We start from the raw sequence: 15,895 nt of genomic DNA, 5'->3' as shown, positions 1-15,895 counted from the left end.
CTGGGCGGCTTGCATCAGGGGGCCTGCTGTTCATGCACCGTGCCATCGGCGCTGACCTCGGTTGTGGTGCCATCGCCATTGGGCACGATGATCGCCGCATCCGCTGCGTCCTTATGCGTTGCCCCCTGCCCTGAAGACAATGCGGAAACGTGCCCGGGCAGCCCATCGCCCACTGCATCGTTGCCGATCTGCATCTCGCCGCCCGCGGGCAGGTCATGCTCGATTGCACCACCGGGCCGGGTGCCGGGCGGCATGGCCGCGGCCATGTCCTCCTGCGGCGTGACCTGCCCGTCAGGCAGAACGGGCCAGATATTGCGCGCCTGCGGCATGATGGGCAGCACCTGCGGGGCCTGCCCGCTCACGCGGCGCATGTTCTCACCTTCCGCGCGCGGGGTATTGGGCAGGCTACCCGGAAATTCGGTGTTATCGGCCAGGATCGGCCCGAACCCGCCACACCCTGCCAGCCCCGCCAGCAATGACAGCACCATTGCGTTGCGCACCACGCTCTTCCCTCGCCCCCTTGCCAGACTGGCGGGCGCATGGGCCCGCAGGGACGATCAGCCATGAAGCGCGTTAATTTTTCATGTAGGTCAGGAAGATAATTTGGTGGCGCCCGACGTGCCGCGCCCCACGTGGCGCAGCCCGGTGGAAACGTAATCCCACCCGGTGATCAGGGTCAGGGCGGCGGCGATCCACATCATAATGGCGCCGAGCACATTGACCGGCAGCCAGCCGATATGCAGCAGCCCTGCCGTACTGTCGCCCGCGAGCAGGAAGCCGATCGCCGTCATCTGGAACCCGGTCTTCCATTTGGCGAGCTTCGTCACCGGCAGGCCAACACGGGTGGCGGCAAGGTATTCGCGCAGGCCGCTGACCAGGATCTCGCGGCACAGGATGATGATGGCGGGGTACAGGCACCCGTAAGGCAGCCGCCCCAGCCCCGCCATGACCATGAGCGACGCGCCCACGAGCAGCTTGTCGGCAATGGGGTCGAGCATGCGGCCGAGGTCGGAATTCTGGTTCCACGCCCGGGCCAGCTTGCCATCGAAGTAATCGGTAATGCCCGCCAGGATGAACAGTACGCACGCGGCGCAATCGGTCTGCGCCGTGTGAATGACCACAAGCGCCACGACGATCGGCACCACGATGATGCGGGACAGGGTCAGGAGGTTGGGCAGGTCGGTAAGCATGCTGATACTGCTATAACCAAGAAAGGGAGAAAGCCAATATACTGATAACGCCTGTCAGCCAGTTTGCAGGCTCACATCTGCATGACAGCCGCTCACTCTCCTGTCCAGTCGGGATGGAAAAAACCGTAAATGACCCGCGCCATGTCGCGGTTGATGCCCGGCGCATGCTCCAGTTCCCCCAGGCCAGCCTGCCGCACGCCGCGCGCCGAGCCGAAATGCTTGAGCAGCGCGCGCTTGCGTGCCGGTCCAACGCCCGGAATATCATCAAGTTCCGAGCGCACCAGCGTCTTGGAGCGCCCGGCGCGGTGGGTGGTGATGGCGAAGCGGTGCGCCTCGTCACGCAGGCGCTGGAGGTAGTACAGCACCGGATCACGCGGCGGCAGCTGGAAGGGCGGCCGGTCGGCGGTGTGAAACCACTCCCGCCCCGCATCGCGGTCTGGCCCCTTGGCAATGCCCACCAGGGTCACGCCCGTCACGCCAAGTTCATCGAGCACGCCGCGCACGGCGGTGTACTGCCCTGCCCCGCCATCGATCAGCAGGATGTCGGGCCAGTCCTCGGGGCGCACGCCCTCTTCCCGGTCCTTCAGCGCCCGGCGGAAGCGCCGCTCCAGCACCTCGCGCATCATGGCGAAGTCATCGCCCGGCGTGACCGGCCCCTTGATGGAGAATTTGCGGTAGGCGCGTTTTTCAAATCCTTCCGGGCCACCAACCACCATCACGCCATAAGGATTCGCCCCCTGGATGTGGCTGTTATCGTAGGTTTCGATGCGTCTGGGCGGCGCGTCGAGGCCAAACAGGTCGGCCACGCCCTGCAACAGCTTCGCCTGGCCGGCACTTTCGGCCATCTTGCGCTCCAGCGCCTCGCGCGCGTTCAGGGCGGCATGCTCGATCACGCCGCGTTTCTCGCCACGCTGCGGGTGCAGGATCTCGACCTTGCGGCCCCGGCGCAGGCTCAGGGCGGCGGTGAGCACGTCAAGCTCCGGCAGGTCCTGGTTGACGAGCACCTGCGCAGGCGGGGGCTTGTCATCATAGAACTGCGCCATGAAGGCGGCGAGCACATCGGGCGCGTTCTCGTCACGCGCATGGCTGGGAAAGAACGCCCGGTTGCCGTTATTGCGCCCCGCGCGGATGAAGAACACCTGAATGCACGACTGCCCGGCAATCTGCCAGATGGCGATGATGTCAGCATCACTCACGCTGGAGGGGTTGATGACGCTGGAATCCTGCTGCAGGGCCGAAAGCCCGCGTATGCGGTCGCGGATGGCGGCGGCGCGCTCGAATTCAAGCGCCTCGGCGGCCTGTTCCATCTCCAGGCCCAGCTTCTCGCGCATGTCCGGGTCCTTGCCCGCCAGGAAGCTGCGCGCCTGGGCGGCAAGCTCGGCATAATCCTCGCGGCTGATACGGTCGGTGCATGGCGCCGAGCAGCGATGGATCTGGTGCAGCAGGCACGGGCGCGTGCGGCCCTGCATCTCGCTATCGGAGCATGAGCGCAGCAGGAACGTGCGCTGGAGCAGGTTCAGCGTCTGGTTGACCGACCAGGCCGAGGCAAACGGCCCCCAGTACGAGGCCCCCTTGACCGGCTTGCCCCGGTGCTTGCTGATCTGGGGGAAGTCATGCCGGTCGGTCAGCATGATCCACGGGTAGCTTTTGTCATCACGCAGCAGGATGTTGTAACGCGGCTGCATGCGCTTGATGTAGTTGGCCTCGAGCAGCAGGGCCTCGGCCTCGGTATGGGTGGTGACGATTTCCATGCTGCGCGTTTCCGTCACCATGCGGCGCAGGCGCTCGGTCAGGCGGCTGACATGGGTGTAGGAGGTCACGCGCTTCTTCAGGTTCAGCGCCTTGCCCACGTACAGCACGTCCCCCTTTTCACCGAGCATGCGGTACACGCCGGGGGCCTGCGGCATGGTGCGCAGGGCATGATGGATTGCGTCCACCCCCACCGGGCGGGTCGGTGCGTCGGAAATGGCCGTTGTCATGGACGGCAGCCGTTCATCCACCGATAATGTGGATAAGTCTGTGGAGCAGGGGCCGAAAAAAACGTGCGGGTGGCGGTTTTCCGTTCCTGTACTTGGATTGCCCAAAAAAACATCACTAACAACAACCTACTGTTTTTAAACAATTATATTGGACAAGCCGGAGGCCGGAAAAAAAATCCGCTCCTCGACAGGCCGGATTCAGGGCTGTCAACCCCACAGGTGGACAAATTATGGCATCCGTGTGTCCTGATGGGTGGATTGCATTTTTGCAGGAAATATCAGCCGCCTTTTGCCATTCGTTCCTGTTTTCGTCCTGTGCCGCGCCCTGTGGGGAAAAAAATATTCTTGTCAGCCTGCCACGGATCGGCAATGCAGCCGATATGCGTATCGTCACCTGGAATATCAATTCCCTCCGCCTGCGGATGCCGCTGCTTGCCCGGCTGTGCCAGGACACATCGCCCGATATCGTCTGCCTGCAGGAAACCAAGGTGCCTGATGCCCTGTTCCCGCTCGAGGAGGTGCGCGCCCTTGGCTTCGGGCATGTCGTGTTCCGTGGCATGAAGGGATATAATGGGGTGGCCATCCTGTCACGCCAACCCGTAACCGTGCTGGAGGATACGCCGGACTGGTGCGAAAAGGGTGACTGCCGCCACATCGCCGTGCGCCATGGCACGGGGGCTAATGCGATTGACGTGCATGATTTCTACGTGCCTGCGGGCGGTGACGTGCCCGACCCGGTCGAGAACCCCAAATTCGCCCACAAGCTGGCTTTTGTGGAGGAGGCACGCCAGTGGTTCTCCGCGCGTGACATGCGGCGCACCGTGCTGGTGGGCGACCTGAACATCGCTCCCCTTGAGCAGGATGTGTGGAGCCACAGGCAGCTGCTCAGGATTGTCAGCCACACGCCCGAGGAAACCGAACGCCTGCTGGCCTGGCAGCAGACCGGCTTCATCGACGCCATGCGCGAATTCGTGCCGCCGGATGAAAAGCTCTATACGTGGTGGTCCTATCGCAACCGTAACTGGAGTGCGTCAAACCGCGGGCGGCGACTGGACCATGTGTGGGTCACGCCCGACCTGCGCCCTGCCCTGCGCGGCATGGAGGTGCTGCGCACCGCCCGCGACTGGGAGAAGCCGTCGGACCATGTTCCGGTGCTGATCGATATCGACGGCTGAGCGCAAGGCAGCGTGCTTCGAAGCTTTTTGAAAAAAGCTTCACCAGAAACTTTTGTTTTTATAAGGCTCAAACACGACCGGGCCGCCCGAAACCGGGCGGCCCGTCATAATTCACACGTCAACGCGGCCCCGTTCAGGCAAGGGCGCTCTTGCCGCCTTCGGGGTCGAGACGGTAGCCGCCGCCTTCCGTCACCAGCAGGCTGGCGTTGGTGGGATCAGGCTCGATCTTCTGGCGCAGGCGGTAGATATGGGTTTCCAGCGTGTGGGTGGTTACGGCCGCGTTGTAGCCCCACACCTCGTTGAGCAGCACCTGCCGGGGCACGGGGCGCGTGCCCGCGCGGTACAGGAACTTCAGGATGGCCGCTTCCTTCTCCGTCAGGCGGATGCGGCGATTCTTGGCCGTTTCCTGCAACAGCTTGGCCGACGGGCGGAAGATATACGGCCCGATGGCGAAGACCGCGTCCTCGCTGTTCTCGAAAATGCGCATCTGCGCGCGCAGGCGGGCAAGAAGCTCCGCAATGCGGAACGGCTTGGCCACATAGTCATTGGCGCCCGCATCAAGGCCGCGCACGACATCCGTCTCGTCATCAGAGCCAGTCAGGATGATGATGGGGATGCGCTTGCCCTTGCGCCGCAGGTCGGCGCAGAAATCACGCCCGTCCCCATCCGGCAGGGATACATCGAGGATGATCGCGTCAAAACGCGCCCCCGGTTTCTGCAGCTTTTCCCAGGCTTCGGCGACGGAGCCAGCCTCGATCGCTTCAAATTCACCATCAATCTGTAGCTGTTCAACGAGCATCTGACGTAAAGTCTGATCGTCGTCCGCTATCAGTATGGGACGTGCTCCTGCCATCGAACCCTCTTTATCACTTTAAGGCCGGCCCTTTATCGAACCGGTCTCTGTCTTTCTGTTCATGCCTGGCCTCATGCCCGACAGGCCCATGACCCGCCGGCCCCGATGCCGTATGCAGCCGGATGAGGCCGGAGATAACATAAATACGACCCGATCCAGAGGAATTCATGATACGCGCTATTTTGCAAACGAATACAGGGCTGGATGCACAACTGCATTGCATTCGCGAAATTATGCCCGCCATCATCGGCGCGGGCGGCGTAAAAACCCGCAAAATCGAGGGAGATCACGCAACGCCTGCCGGTATTCTGCCATTGCGGCGCGTGTTCTATCGCGCCGACCGGGTAACATCACCTGTTTGTCATCTGCCCGTCGAGCCGCTTTCCCCGCTTGATGGCTGGTGCGATGACCCCGCCAGCCCCGATTACAACCGCCATGTCACCCTGCCCCACCCCGCCCGGCACGAGCGCCTGTGGCGCGAGGATCACGTTTACGACATTGTGGTGGTGCTTGGTTATAACGACGCGCCTGTCCATTCTGGCGCGGGCTCAGCCATCTTCCTCCACCTTCCGCCCAAAGGGGGCAGGCCCACGGAGGGCTGCATCGCCCTGCCCGAGCCTGCGCTGCGCCGCCTGCTCGCCGCGGGGCTTGCGGAAATCGAGGTCAGGCCGCCGGGATAGGCCCATCGACCACGGGCAGGTCCGTCCGGCTGGCATCCTGCCCCGGCGGCATGAACAGCACGATGATGTCGCCTTCCGCCGGTTCGGCCGGAATCGCATCCTCGGCAGAAAAAACCCAGATCGCCGTGCCCTTGCGGATGATCATGAACAGCATGGCCGGGCCATCGGTCAGCCGGGTTTCGCTTATGGTTTCATCGGCAACATAGCTGCCAAAGCGCCAGCCCTGGGCGTAGCGGGAATCAATGAGCGAGAAATTCCATGCAGGCTCGCCCAGCACCTTGCCACGCGAATCCCGGCTCATCCCATGATACAGGTCCAGCCTTGCAATGCCCGGGCTGACCTGAAACACGCGCTGCCGCCCCAGGTCGGGCGCCATGCGCGCGCAGACCAGGCCGTTATAGATGGCGTCCGGCGTGGTGGCGATCAGGTAGTCGGCGGGGCGTTCCTCCAGGCTTTCCTGCCCCTCGACCGAGAGCAGTTCGGCGCGCAGCACCGGCACGCCCAGCCCCGCCGCCTTGTTGAGCGCGGGCGCGTACGTATCGACCAGCAGCACCGGCACGCCCCGGTCATGCACCACGCGGGCAAGGTTGGTGGACCACGCATTCGCCCCCATGATGGCCAGCGCCGGCTCATCGGACAGGGTCAGCCTGAGCGCGCGCGCCAGCGGCCTGAGCGAAAAGCCATGCAGGATCATGGTCGAGGCGATCAGCGCGAACACGGCCGGCGTGATCATGTTGGCCCCGGCGTAACCGGCCTCCTGCAACTGCAGCCCCACCACGCCGGACACGGCGGCGGCCACGATGCCACGCGGCGCGATCCACCCCACGAACAGCCGCTCCTGCCACGACATGCTCGCCCCGATGGTGGAGAGGTAGATGCCAAGCGGCCTGACGACGAACATGACCGTGAATGTCAGCGCCATGATCGGCCAGGACAGTTCGGCCAGCACCGTGCGCTGCAGGTCCGCCGTGAGCAGCACGAACAGGCACGAGACCACGATCACGCCCAGGGATTCCTTGATGCGCTGGAGCTCCGACATGCCGGTCACATGCAGGTTGGCCAGCGCCATGCCGAACACGGTGGCCGCCATGAGGCCCGCGCCCTGCATAAGCAGATTGCAGATGGCCGCAACCCCCATGGCGAAGGCCAGGATCATGGGAATGCGCAGGATCTCGGGCAGCAGGTCGCGCGCCGAAAGGAACTTGATGAGCAGGGCGGGAAAAATGCCGCACCCGATGGAAAACATGGTGGCGAACAGCAGGTGCGGCCCGATCTCCACCGCCGCAAGCGACGCATCGGATGTGTGGCTGGAACTGATCAGCAGGCATTCCAGCACCAGGGTTGCCAGAATGGCGGCGATGGGATCGTTCACGATCGCCTCCCACCGCAAAAAGGCCGCCACCCTTGGCCGCAGCTTGGTGTGGCGCAGCAGGGGCAGCACCACGGTTGGCCCCGTCACCACCACGATGGCGCCAAACAGCCATGCCGTGCCCCAGTTCAGGTGCCCCACGTAATGCGCCGCCAGCGAGCCCAGCACCCAGTTGATGGGCAGGGCCGCCGCCGTCAGGCGCAGCACCCCCTCGCCCGATTCACGCCATTGCCGCAGATCAAGCGCCAGCCCGCCCTCGAACACGATGAACGCCACGGCCATGGAAACAAGCGGGTGAAAATACGGCCCGATGGCCGTAGCCGGGTGCAGGATGCCAAGCCCCGGCCCGCAGATCAGCCCGAGGGCGAACAGCAGCACGATGGCAGGCAGCTTGAAGCGCCACGCCACCCACTGGGCCGCGATGCCACCGCCCAGCACAAACAGAATTCCAATTGCCAGGTTTGTTGCCTGCATCCCGATGTCCCATAATGTTGCAAATGGCGCTGGTGCCAGCCTGCCGATGGATCACGCAGGGGCGCGACCTTTCAGGCCCGCCCAGCCCTGCGCCGCATCCATGATCCCATCAGCTTCGGCACATGGCGCTGTATATGTGCAACAATATCGCCCCAAGGCAGGAAACCAGAACCGGCCTGTCATAGATAAGCCAAAAATATTTCTTGCCGCAACAGAATACGGCGCGAATGTTAAAGACCCGACAGGCGCCCTTTGACTTTCTTCTGTTCTACTGACGCTTTATTGATAACCGGATTCACCCCTGTCCTGCGCAGGCATGGCGGGTGCCGGATGGGGCATCCGATGCCTCAACCCTGCATCCCCCGAGGACGGCCCGGGGAAGATATCCGGCGAAAAACGCCGCCTTTTTGAAAAAGGCGACGTCCGGAAACTTCAGTCGTGTTTACCCGAAAAAACGGGGTTCAGCAGGCTTCACGCTGCATGATGGCGGCAAAAAAACCATCCGTATGGTGCTGGCGCGGCGTCAGGCTGACCTGCCCGTCCGTGCTCAGCCCCGCAGGCAGGTCATCATCCGCGCCATCGGGCACGACCAGCGAAAAGGCCGGGTTACGGGCCAGAAAGGCTGCGATCTGGTCGCCATTTTCCTCGCGCAGCACGGAGCAGGTGGCATAGACCATCCGCCCGCCCGGCCGCACCAGGGCTGCGGCACGGTCCATGATCGCGGCCTGCTTTTCGGTCAGTTCCACAAGATCCTGCTCGCGCAGGCGCAGGCGGGCATCGGGGTTGCGCCGCCAGGTGCCGGTGCCGGTGCATGGCGCATCAACCAGAACGCGGTCAAAGCTGCCACTGCGGCGGCGCGCCCAGCGGTCGCCCGCCACCAGCAGGTGGCGCTCGGCATTGTGCACGCCCGCGCGACGCAGGCGGCGCACGGCCCCCTCCAGCCGCGGCTCGGACACATCGCACGCCACGATGTGCCCGCGGTTCTCCATGGTCATGGCCATGCCCAGCGTCTTGCCCGCAGCCCCCGCGCAGTAATCGAGCACGCGCATGCCCGGCCGCGCGCCCACGGCGGCGACCACAAGCTGGCTGCCTTCATCCTGAATTTCAATCAGCCCGCTGCGAAAGGCCGCGCAGGATGTAATGGGCTGGCGGCCCGCAACCCGCAGCCCCCATGGCGAGAGCGCGGTATCAACCGCATGGATGCCCTCCGCCTCAAGGGCGGCCAGCGCCGTGGGGCGGTCTGATTTGAGCAGGTTCACCCGCAGGTCCAGCGTCGCCTCGCCATCCATGGCCGCGAGTTCGGCTTCCAGCCCGTCCCCAAAGGTGCGCTCGAGGCGAGGCAGCAGCCAGTCCGGCACCTCCAGCCGCACGGCGGGCGGCATGTCGGGGTGCAGCAGCCCCTGCCCTTCAAGCTGCGTGTAAAGGCTGCTTTCCGAGCCGATCAGCCCCAGCGGCGCGTACCGCTCGCCTGTAAAGAGGTGTTGCGGGTTTTCACGCACCTCCGGCTCGAGCGCCATCATGGCCAGCACCAGCGTGCGGGGCGTGACCTTGCCCCCCACGCATTCAATCCACCAGTGCAGCCTGCGCCAGTGCCGCAGCACGCGCCACACGCGCGCCGAGATGGCCCGGCGGTCGCCGCCGCCAATATAACGCCGCTCACGAAAGAAGGCATTGGCCAGCGCATCGGCGGGGCGCTGCGGCGTGGCCTCCATTGCGGCAAGCAGGTCAATGGCGGCGGAAAGCCGTGCGCTGGGTGTCATGAATCAGGGAACCGTTATTGTGAAAAGGGCCGGCAGGATCAGTCCTGCCGGTAGTTCGGGGCCTCACGCGTGATGGACACGTCATGCACATGGCTCTCGCGCAGGCCCGCGCCGGTAATGCGGCGGAAGCGCGCGCGCTGCTGCAGGTCGGCAATGGTGGCCGAGCCGGTATAGCCCATGCCCGCGCGCAGCCCGCCCACGAGCTGGTGCACCACGGCCCCCATGGCCCCCTTGTAGGCCACGCGGCCCTCGATGCCCTCGGGCACCATCTTGTGCGTGTCCTTGATGTCCTGCTGGAAGTAGCGGTCGGCCGACCCGCGCGACATGGCGCCAAGGCTGCCCATGCCACGATAGGACTTGTAGGTCCGGCCCTGGTACAGGAACACCTCGCCCGGCGCCTCTTCCGTGCCGGCAAGCAGCGAGCCGATCATGACCACGTCGGCCCCCGCGCCGATCGCTTTCACGATATCGCCCGAGGTGCGCACGCCGCCATCGGCAATGGCGGGCACGTCAAGCTCATGGCACGCGGCCGAGGTTTCCATCACGGCGGAGAACTGCGGCACGCCCACGCCCGCCACCACGCGCGTGGTGCAGATCGAGCCGGGGCCGATGCCCACCTTCACGCAGTCAGCACCCGCGCCGATCAGCGCCTGCGCCGCCTCGGGCGTTGCGACATTGCCCGCGATGATCTGGATATCATTCTCGATGGCGCGGATGCGCTCGATGCTTTTCAGCACGCCCGCCGAGTGGCCATGGGCGGTGTCGATCACCACCACGTCCACGCCAGCCGCGATCAGTTCGCGCGCGCGGGCCACGCCATCATCGCCCACGCCGGTGGCCGCCGCGCACAGCAGGCGGCCAAGGCTGTCCTTGTTGGCCTGCGGGTACTGCACCGCGCGGTCCATGTCCTTGACGGTGATGAGGCCAATGCAGCGGTCCTCGTCATCAACAACAAGCAGCTTTTCAATGCGATGGCGGTGCAGGAGCTGGCGGGCCTGGTCGCGGTCCACGCCGTTGCGCACGGTCACGAGGTTCTCGCGCGTCATGAGTTCATACACGCGCTGGGCGGGATCGGTGGCGAAGCGCACGTCGCGGTTGGTCAGGATGCCCACGAGGCGGTTGGTCTCGCGCTCGACCACCGGCAGGCCGCTGATGCCATGGCGCGACATGGTGGCGTTCACTTCCGCCAGCGTCTGGTCGGGATAGACGGTGACCGGGTTGACCACCATGCCCGATTCGAAGCGCTTGACGCGGCGGACCTGCTCGGCCTGCTGCTCGATGGTCAGGTTCTTGTGGATGACGCCAAGGCCGCCATTCTGGGCCATGGCGATGGCCATGTTATCTTCGGTCACGGTATCCATGGCCGAGGAAATCAGCGGAATATTGAGGGTGATCTTACGGGTCAGCCGGGTTTTGGTCGATGTCTGCGAAGGCAGCACGCTCGATTCATCGGGAACGACCAGCACGTCATCAAAGGCGAGGGCCTCGCGGATGCGGTCCTCAAGCCGGGAAGTCGATGTGGTTTTGGAAATGGAAGACATGATGCAGGGCCCTCGTCAGCAGATGGCGGCTACCCCGCGCCTCGGGTCACCGACCGTTGGCGCCCCCTCTTAGGGGGCTTGGCGGGCGCTGGCAAGCATTACGCGCGGGCTTCATGCGCTTTCTGCCCGCGCAGGGCAAAAAAACAGCCCGCAGGCAGCCCTTATGCTGTAAGGCGCAGGCCGTCATACGCTGCCTCGACGCCCGCGGGCAGGTTGGCCTGCATCCACGCCCAGTCCATGTCCGGCCCCATATGGGTCAGCACGGTGCGGCGCGGCTGTATGACCTCGCGCCACGCCAGCACCTGCTCCAGCCAGCCATGCGAAGGGTGGGTCGCGCGCTGGAAGCAGTCCACCACCCACGTATCGACCCCACGCAGCACGGCCAGGGCGTGCTCGTCCATCTCGGCCACGTCCGTGCAGTAGGCCATTGGCCCCGCGCGCAGGCCCAGCGTTTCGGTGCGGCCATGGGTCTGGGCAAAGAGCTGCACCTCCATCCCGGCCATGACCTGCGTGGAGGGCAGGCTGACGGGGTTCACGTCCAGTATGGGGCGGAAGATGGCGGGCGGCGTCCAGGGGCGGAAGGCGTAATCGAAGCGGGTGCGGATCTCATCCAGCACCGCCGCCGTGCCGTAGATGGGAATCGGGCCGTTGATGATGCGGTTGATGGCGCGCAGTTCATCAAGCCCCAGAATATGGTCGGCATGGGCATGGGTATAGACCACGGCATCGATCATGCCGATGCGCTGCGCAAGGAACTGCGCGCGCAGGTCCGGCCCCGTATCAACAAGCAGCCTGCGGCCCGGCCCGTCATCAATCAGCACCGAGGCCCGCGTGCGCCGGTTGCGTGGCTCGGTGGGGTCGCACTCACCCCAGTCCCCCGCCCCGTCCGGCCCGCCCAGCATGGGTACGCCCGATGAACCGCCGCAGCCCAGTATGATCATGTCCATGCCGTTATACCGCCTGTGTAAACAGTCGACTGAAATTGCGTGTCGTCATCTCGGCAAATGCCGCATCCTCCATGCCGCGCAGTTCGGCCAGCATGCGGGCGGTATAGGCCACGTAACCCGGCTCGTTGCGCTTGCCGCGTTTGGGCACCGGGGCCAGATAGGGCGAATCGGTCTCGACCAGCAGCCTGTCCGCGGGCACGAAGGCCGCCACATCGCGCACCGCCTGCGCACGGTTGAAAGTGGCGATGCCCGAGAAACTGACATACCCGCCCAGCTCCAGCGCGCCGCGCGCAAGGTCCGGCCCGGATGAAAAGCAGTGGATCAGGAACGGAAACGCGCCGCGGGCCTCGGTCTCGTCACGCAGGATGGCCAGCGTGTCATCATCGGCCTCACGCGTATGGATGACCAGCGGCAGGCCGGTGCGGCGGGCGGCATCGATATGCACCCGAAAGCTCTCCTGCTGGCGGGGGCGGACATCTTCCTTGCCGTGAAAATAATCCAGCCCGCTCTCGCCAATGCCCACCACGCAGGCGTCATCCGCCATGGCGGCGAGTTCCGCACCTGTGGGCAGCGCTTCCTCATCCACGTGGTCGGGATGGGTGCCGATGGTGCACCATACCCGCAGTTCTGGCGCATCGAGCGTGGCGAGTGTCTTCTGCTGCCCCGCGCGTGACAGTCTTGTGCCGATGGTCACCAGCCCGTCCACCCCGGCCTGCCGCGTGCGAGCCAGGACTTCGGGCATTTCCTCAGCGGAGAAGTGGTCGAGATGGCAGTGGGAGTCGGTCAGTCCCGTGCGGGTCATGATGCCTCCGGCTCCTCATAGCGCGGGAACACACCCTCCGGCTTGGGCAGCACGCGGCCCGCGGGCAGCGGCACATCGAGGGCTGCAAAAGTACGCTCGCCTTCTTCCACGCCAAGCTGGATGAGCATCCTGTCCATGCTGCCGGGCATGTAGGGCTGGAGCACGGTCGCGATGATGCGCAGCGCGTCAGCCAGCACGCGCAGCACGTCGGCCATGCGCTGGGGGTCGGTTTTCTTGAGCTTCCACGGCGCCTGATGGTCGATATAGGAATTGCAGCCGCGGATCAGCTTCCACACTTCCTCCAGCGCATCGGTCAGGGCCTGCCGGTCGATCTGCTGGTGCATGATGTCGGGCAGCAGGCTGGCGGTGGCCAGCAGTTCGCGGTCCTCATCAGTCTGTTTGCCCTGCGCGGGCAGCTTGCCGTCGCAGTTGCGCGCAACCTGCGAGAGCGTGCGCTGGGCCAGGTTGCCGAGGTCATTGGCCAGTTCGACATTCATGCGCGTGATGATGGCGCGGCGGCTCAGGTCGCTGTCGCCGCCAAAGGGCATCTCGCGCATCAGGAAGAAGCGGATGGCATCGAGGCCGAAGGTTTTCACCAGGTCGCGCGGGTCCACCACGTTGCCCAGCGACTTGCTCATCTTCTGGCCCTCGATGGTCCACCAGCCATGCGAGAACACGCGCTCGGGCAGGGGCAGGCCGGCTGCCATGAGCAGGGCCGGCCAGTAGATGGCGTGAAAGCGCAGGATGTCCTTGCCCACAAGGTGCAGGTTGGGGGGCCAGAAAGCCCACCGCGCCGCCGTCTCGTCCGGATAGCCCACGGCCGAGAGGTAGTTGGCCAGCGCATCGACCCACACATACATCACATGCTTCGGGTCGCCCGGCACGGGAATGCCCCAGTTGAAGCTGGTGCGGCTGACGGACAGGTCGCGCAGGCCCTGCTTCACGAAGCTCTTCACCTCGTTGCGGCGGCTGGCAGGCTCGATGAAGCCGGGGCGGGTTTCATAAAGTTCCAGCAGCCTGTCACCGAATTTCGACAGGTTGAAGAAATAGGACGGCTCCTTCACCCACTCGACGGCAGCGCCCGTGGGGGCGACCTTCCTGCCCTCGGGGCCGTCGATGAGTTCTTCCTCGCCATAGAAGCATTCATCGCGCGTTGCGTACCAGCCCTCATAGGCGCCAAGGTAGATGTGGCCGTTTTCCTCGAGCTTCTTCCACAACGCCTGCGCCGCCTGCACATGGCGCGGCTCGGTGGTGCGGATGAAATCATCGTAGGAGATGTCCATCGTGTCGTACATGTCGCGGAAGTCGGTCGCGACCGCATCGGCGAAGGCCTGCGGCTGCATGCCCTTCGCCTCGGCGGCCTGCTCCACCTTCTGGCCGTGCTCGTCGGTGCCGGTCAGGAAGAATACGTCAAAGCCCGCCAGTCGCTTGAACCGCGCGATCACGTCGGCTGCGACCGAGGTGTAGGCGTGGCCGATATGAGGCGCCCCGTTCACGTAATAGATTGGTGTTGTGACGTAGTAGCGCCGTGTCATGTTTCACTCACCCGCGCAAGGGCCGTAAGGACCGCCTGCTGTTTATCCAGATTGAACTGTTCCGTTTCCGCGCGCAGCTGCATCAGGTCCTGCCACAGCAGGGCCAGACGGGCCGGGCGCAGATCCGCTTTGTGCACCCTGTCCGTGCTGGCGGCCAGGGCGCGTGCCTTTTGAGATATGGCATCACACAGCAGATCGAAAAAGACGCAAAAGTCATTTTCCCGTTTTGTGACCTGTGCGGCAATGTCGTAATCCGCCCCCTCGCCTGCCGTGCCCGCCATCACCCCGGCCACCAGCCGCGACAGGGCCGGGCCATCGCCGCCGAGCAGTTCGAGCGCCTTGCCCGGCGCGCCATGCGCGAGCGGAATGATGGCCTCGATCTCATCGGCCGGGGGGGCATCGGGCATGGTGACCAGTGCCGTGCGCATCGTCGCTTCATCAAGGGCGGAGAGGCCCAGCACCCGGCAGCGGCTGCGGATGGTGGGCAGCAGGCGGCCCGGCACGGCGGTGGTCAGGATCAGGATCGCGCGCTCGGGCGGTTCCTCGAGAATTTTGAGAATGGCGTTGGCCGCCGTGCGGTTCATGTATTCCGCGCCATCAACGATCACCACCCGCCAGCCGCCCTCGGCTGCCGTGCGCCGCAGGAAGGCGCCAATGGGGCGGATGTCATCACCCACGATCTCGCGGCGCAGGCGGTTGCGCTTTTCATCCATGCCGCGCGCGATGACCAGCAGGTCGGCATGGGTGCCAGCGCTCACGCGGCGGCCTACCGGGCTGTCATGGTCCTCGGCCCGCAGCAGGGCACGCGCCATGAGAAAGGCCATGCTGGCCTTGCCGATGCCCTCCGGCCCGGTCAGCAGCCAGGCATGGTGCAGCCGCCCCGTGCGCATGACGGCCTGGAATTCCCGCCATGCCGCATCATGGCCGAGCAGGTGGCGGCAGGTGCGCGGATCAGGCATGGGGCAGCAAGGGCGTTACGGCCTCGCGCAGTGCCTGCTGCACAGCCTGCGTCGTGCCGCTGGCATCAATGCGGCGGCAGCGCGTGGCGTCGCGCCGGGCAATGGCGTCAAAACCCTCGGCCACGCGGGCATGGAAGGCGGCCCCTTCCGCCTCGTAGCGGTCGGTGCGCGCATTGCCCCGCCCGGCCAGGCGGGCCTGGGCCACCGCAGGCGGCGCCTCAAGCATGAAGGTCAGGTCGGGCACGACCGGGATCAGGCCGCGCAGGGTAGCGATCAGGCCCAGCATCGCAGGGTCGCCGTGACTCAGGCCGTAGCCCTGATAGGCCTCGGTTGAATCGGTAAAGCGGTCGCAGATCACCACGCCGCCACGGGCCAGCATGGGCGCGATGCGCTGCTCGACATGATCGGCGCGGGCGGCGAAATGGGCCATGACCTCGGCGCGGGCCGAAAGCCCATGCCCGCCAAACAGCAGCAGTTCGCGCAATGCCTCCGCCCCCGGCGTGCCGCCCGGCTCGCGCGTGAGGTCGACCTCATGGCCGAGGGTGCGCAGGTATTCGGCCAGCAGCCGCGCCTGGGTGGACTTGCCCGCCCCCTCGCCGCCTTCAAGGGTAATGAACAGGCCCGTCATGGC

Annotated in this window: 14 protein-coding genes; 2 read left to right on the top strand and 12 right to left on the bottom strand. The window is 65.2% G+C overall.

Annotated features, from left to right (window positions below):
* Positions 1-14: 14 nt before the first annotated feature.
* The 3 genes from OQZ28_RS12025 to uvrC form a co-directional block, all read right to left on the bottom strand.
* On the bottom strand, positions 15-488 hold the full coding sequence (locus OQZ28_RS12025; RefSeq protein WP_458136294.1) for a hypothetical protein: 474 nt from the start codon (positions 486-488) through the stop codon (positions 15-17).
* A 102-nt stretch (positions 489-590) separates the two neighbouring features.
* Positions 591-1,190, bottom strand: a complete 600-nt coding sequence (gene pgsA, locus OQZ28_RS12020) for a CDP-diacylglycerol--glycerol-3-phosphate 3-phosphatidyltransferase (protein WP_130731743.1) — start codon at positions 1,188-1,190, stop codon at positions 591-593.
* A 92-nt stretch (positions 1,191-1,282) separates the two neighbouring features.
* On the bottom strand, positions 1,283-3,169 hold the full coding sequence (uvrC, locus tag OQZ28_RS12015; RefSeq protein WP_458136278.1) for an excinuclease ABC subunit UvrC: 1,887 nt from the start codon (positions 3,167-3,169) through the stop codon (positions 1,283-1,285).
* 380 nt (positions 3,170-3,549) lie between these two features.
* Here uvrC and OQZ28_RS12010 point away from each other — a divergent pair, with 380 nt between their 5' ends.
* Positions 3,550-4,344 (top strand): exodeoxyribonuclease III, encoded by a 795-nt coding sequence (locus tag OQZ28_RS12010; protein WP_458136277.1) that lies wholly within the window; start codon positions 3,550-3,552, stop codon positions 4,342-4,344.
* 133 nt (positions 4,345-4,477) lie between these two features.
* On the opposite strand, the gene OQZ28_RS12005 is transcribed toward OQZ28_RS12010, so the two are convergent.
* Positions 4,478-5,197 (bottom strand): response regulator transcription factor, encoded by a 720-nt coding sequence (locus OQZ28_RS12005; RefSeq protein WP_061273227.1) that lies wholly within the window; start codon positions 5,195-5,197, stop codon positions 4,478-4,480.
* A 167-nt stretch (positions 5,198-5,364) separates the two neighbouring features.
* On the opposite strand from OQZ28_RS12005, the gene OQZ28_RS12000 reads away from it, so the two are divergent.
* Positions 5,365-5,877 (top strand): L,D-transpeptidase family protein, encoded by a 513-nt coding sequence (locus OQZ28_RS12000; protein ID WP_207303474.1) that lies wholly within the window; start codon positions 5,365-5,367, stop codon positions 5,875-5,877.
* On the opposite strand, the gene OQZ28_RS11995 is transcribed toward OQZ28_RS12000, so the two are convergent.
* The 8 genes from OQZ28_RS11995 to tmk form a co-directional block, all read right to left on the bottom strand.
* Entirely contained in the window at positions 5,861-7,720 is a 1,860-nt protein-coding gene (locus OQZ28_RS11995) for a cation:proton antiporter (protein WP_130731740.1), read from the bottom strand. The two genes, OQZ28_RS12000 and OQZ28_RS11995, sit on opposite strands and share 17 nt — an antisense overlap.
* A gap of 461 nt (positions 7,721-8,181) precedes the next feature.
* The gene (locus OQZ28_RS11990) at positions 8,182-9,480 is read right to left on the bottom strand and encodes an RsmB/NOP family class I SAM-dependent RNA methyltransferase (protein WP_458136276.1); all 1,299 of its coding nucleotides are present in this window, start codon (positions 9,478-9,480) and stop codon (positions 8,182-8,184) included.
* Positions 9,481-9,518: 38 nt separating this feature from the next.
* Positions 9,519-11,021 carry an IMP dehydrogenase gene (gene guaB / locus OQZ28_RS11985; protein WP_458136275.1) on the bottom strand — a complete coding sequence of 501 codons (1,503 nt, stop codon included), beginning with the start codon at positions 11,019-11,021 and terminating at the stop codon, positions 9,519-9,521.
* A 161-nt stretch (positions 11,022-11,182) separates the two neighbouring features.
* Entirely contained in the window at positions 11,183-11,968 is a 786-nt protein-coding gene (locus OQZ28_RS11980) for an MBL fold metallo-hydrolase (RefSeq protein WP_458136274.1), read from the bottom strand.
* A gap of 4 nt (positions 11,969-11,972) precedes the next feature.
* A complete protein-coding gene (locus OQZ28_RS11975; RefSeq protein WP_130731736.1) occupies positions 11,973-12,770 on the bottom strand; it encodes a TatD family hydrolase in 798 nt (265 codons plus the stop codon).
* Positions 12,767-14,305 (bottom strand): methionine--tRNA ligase, encoded by a 1,539-nt coding sequence (metG, locus tag OQZ28_RS11970; RefSeq protein WP_458136273.1) that lies wholly within the window; start codon positions 14,303-14,305, stop codon positions 12,767-12,769. The genes OQZ28_RS11975 and metG overlap by 4 nt, the downstream gene beginning before the upstream one ends.
* The gene (locus tag OQZ28_RS11965) at positions 14,302-15,264 is read right to left on the bottom strand and encodes a DNA polymerase III subunit delta' (protein ID WP_458136272.1); all 963 of its coding nucleotides are present in this window, start codon (positions 15,262-15,264) and stop codon (positions 14,302-14,304) included. Before OQZ28_RS11965 ends, metG begins: the two co-directional genes overlap by 4 nt.
* The gene (gene tmk / locus OQZ28_RS11960) at positions 15,257-15,892 is read right to left on the bottom strand and encodes a dTMP kinase (protein ID WP_458136271.1); all 636 of its coding nucleotides are present in this window, start codon (positions 15,890-15,892) and stop codon (positions 15,257-15,259) included. Before tmk ends, OQZ28_RS11965 begins: the two co-directional genes overlap by 8 nt.
* Between the last annotated feature and the right edge of the window lie 3 nt (positions 15,893-15,895).

Source organism: Komagataeibacter sp. NFXK3 (assembly GCF_054182245.1).
Note: the sequence above shows the minus strand (reverse complement) of the source record. Positions and strands in the feature narration are given on the sequence as shown.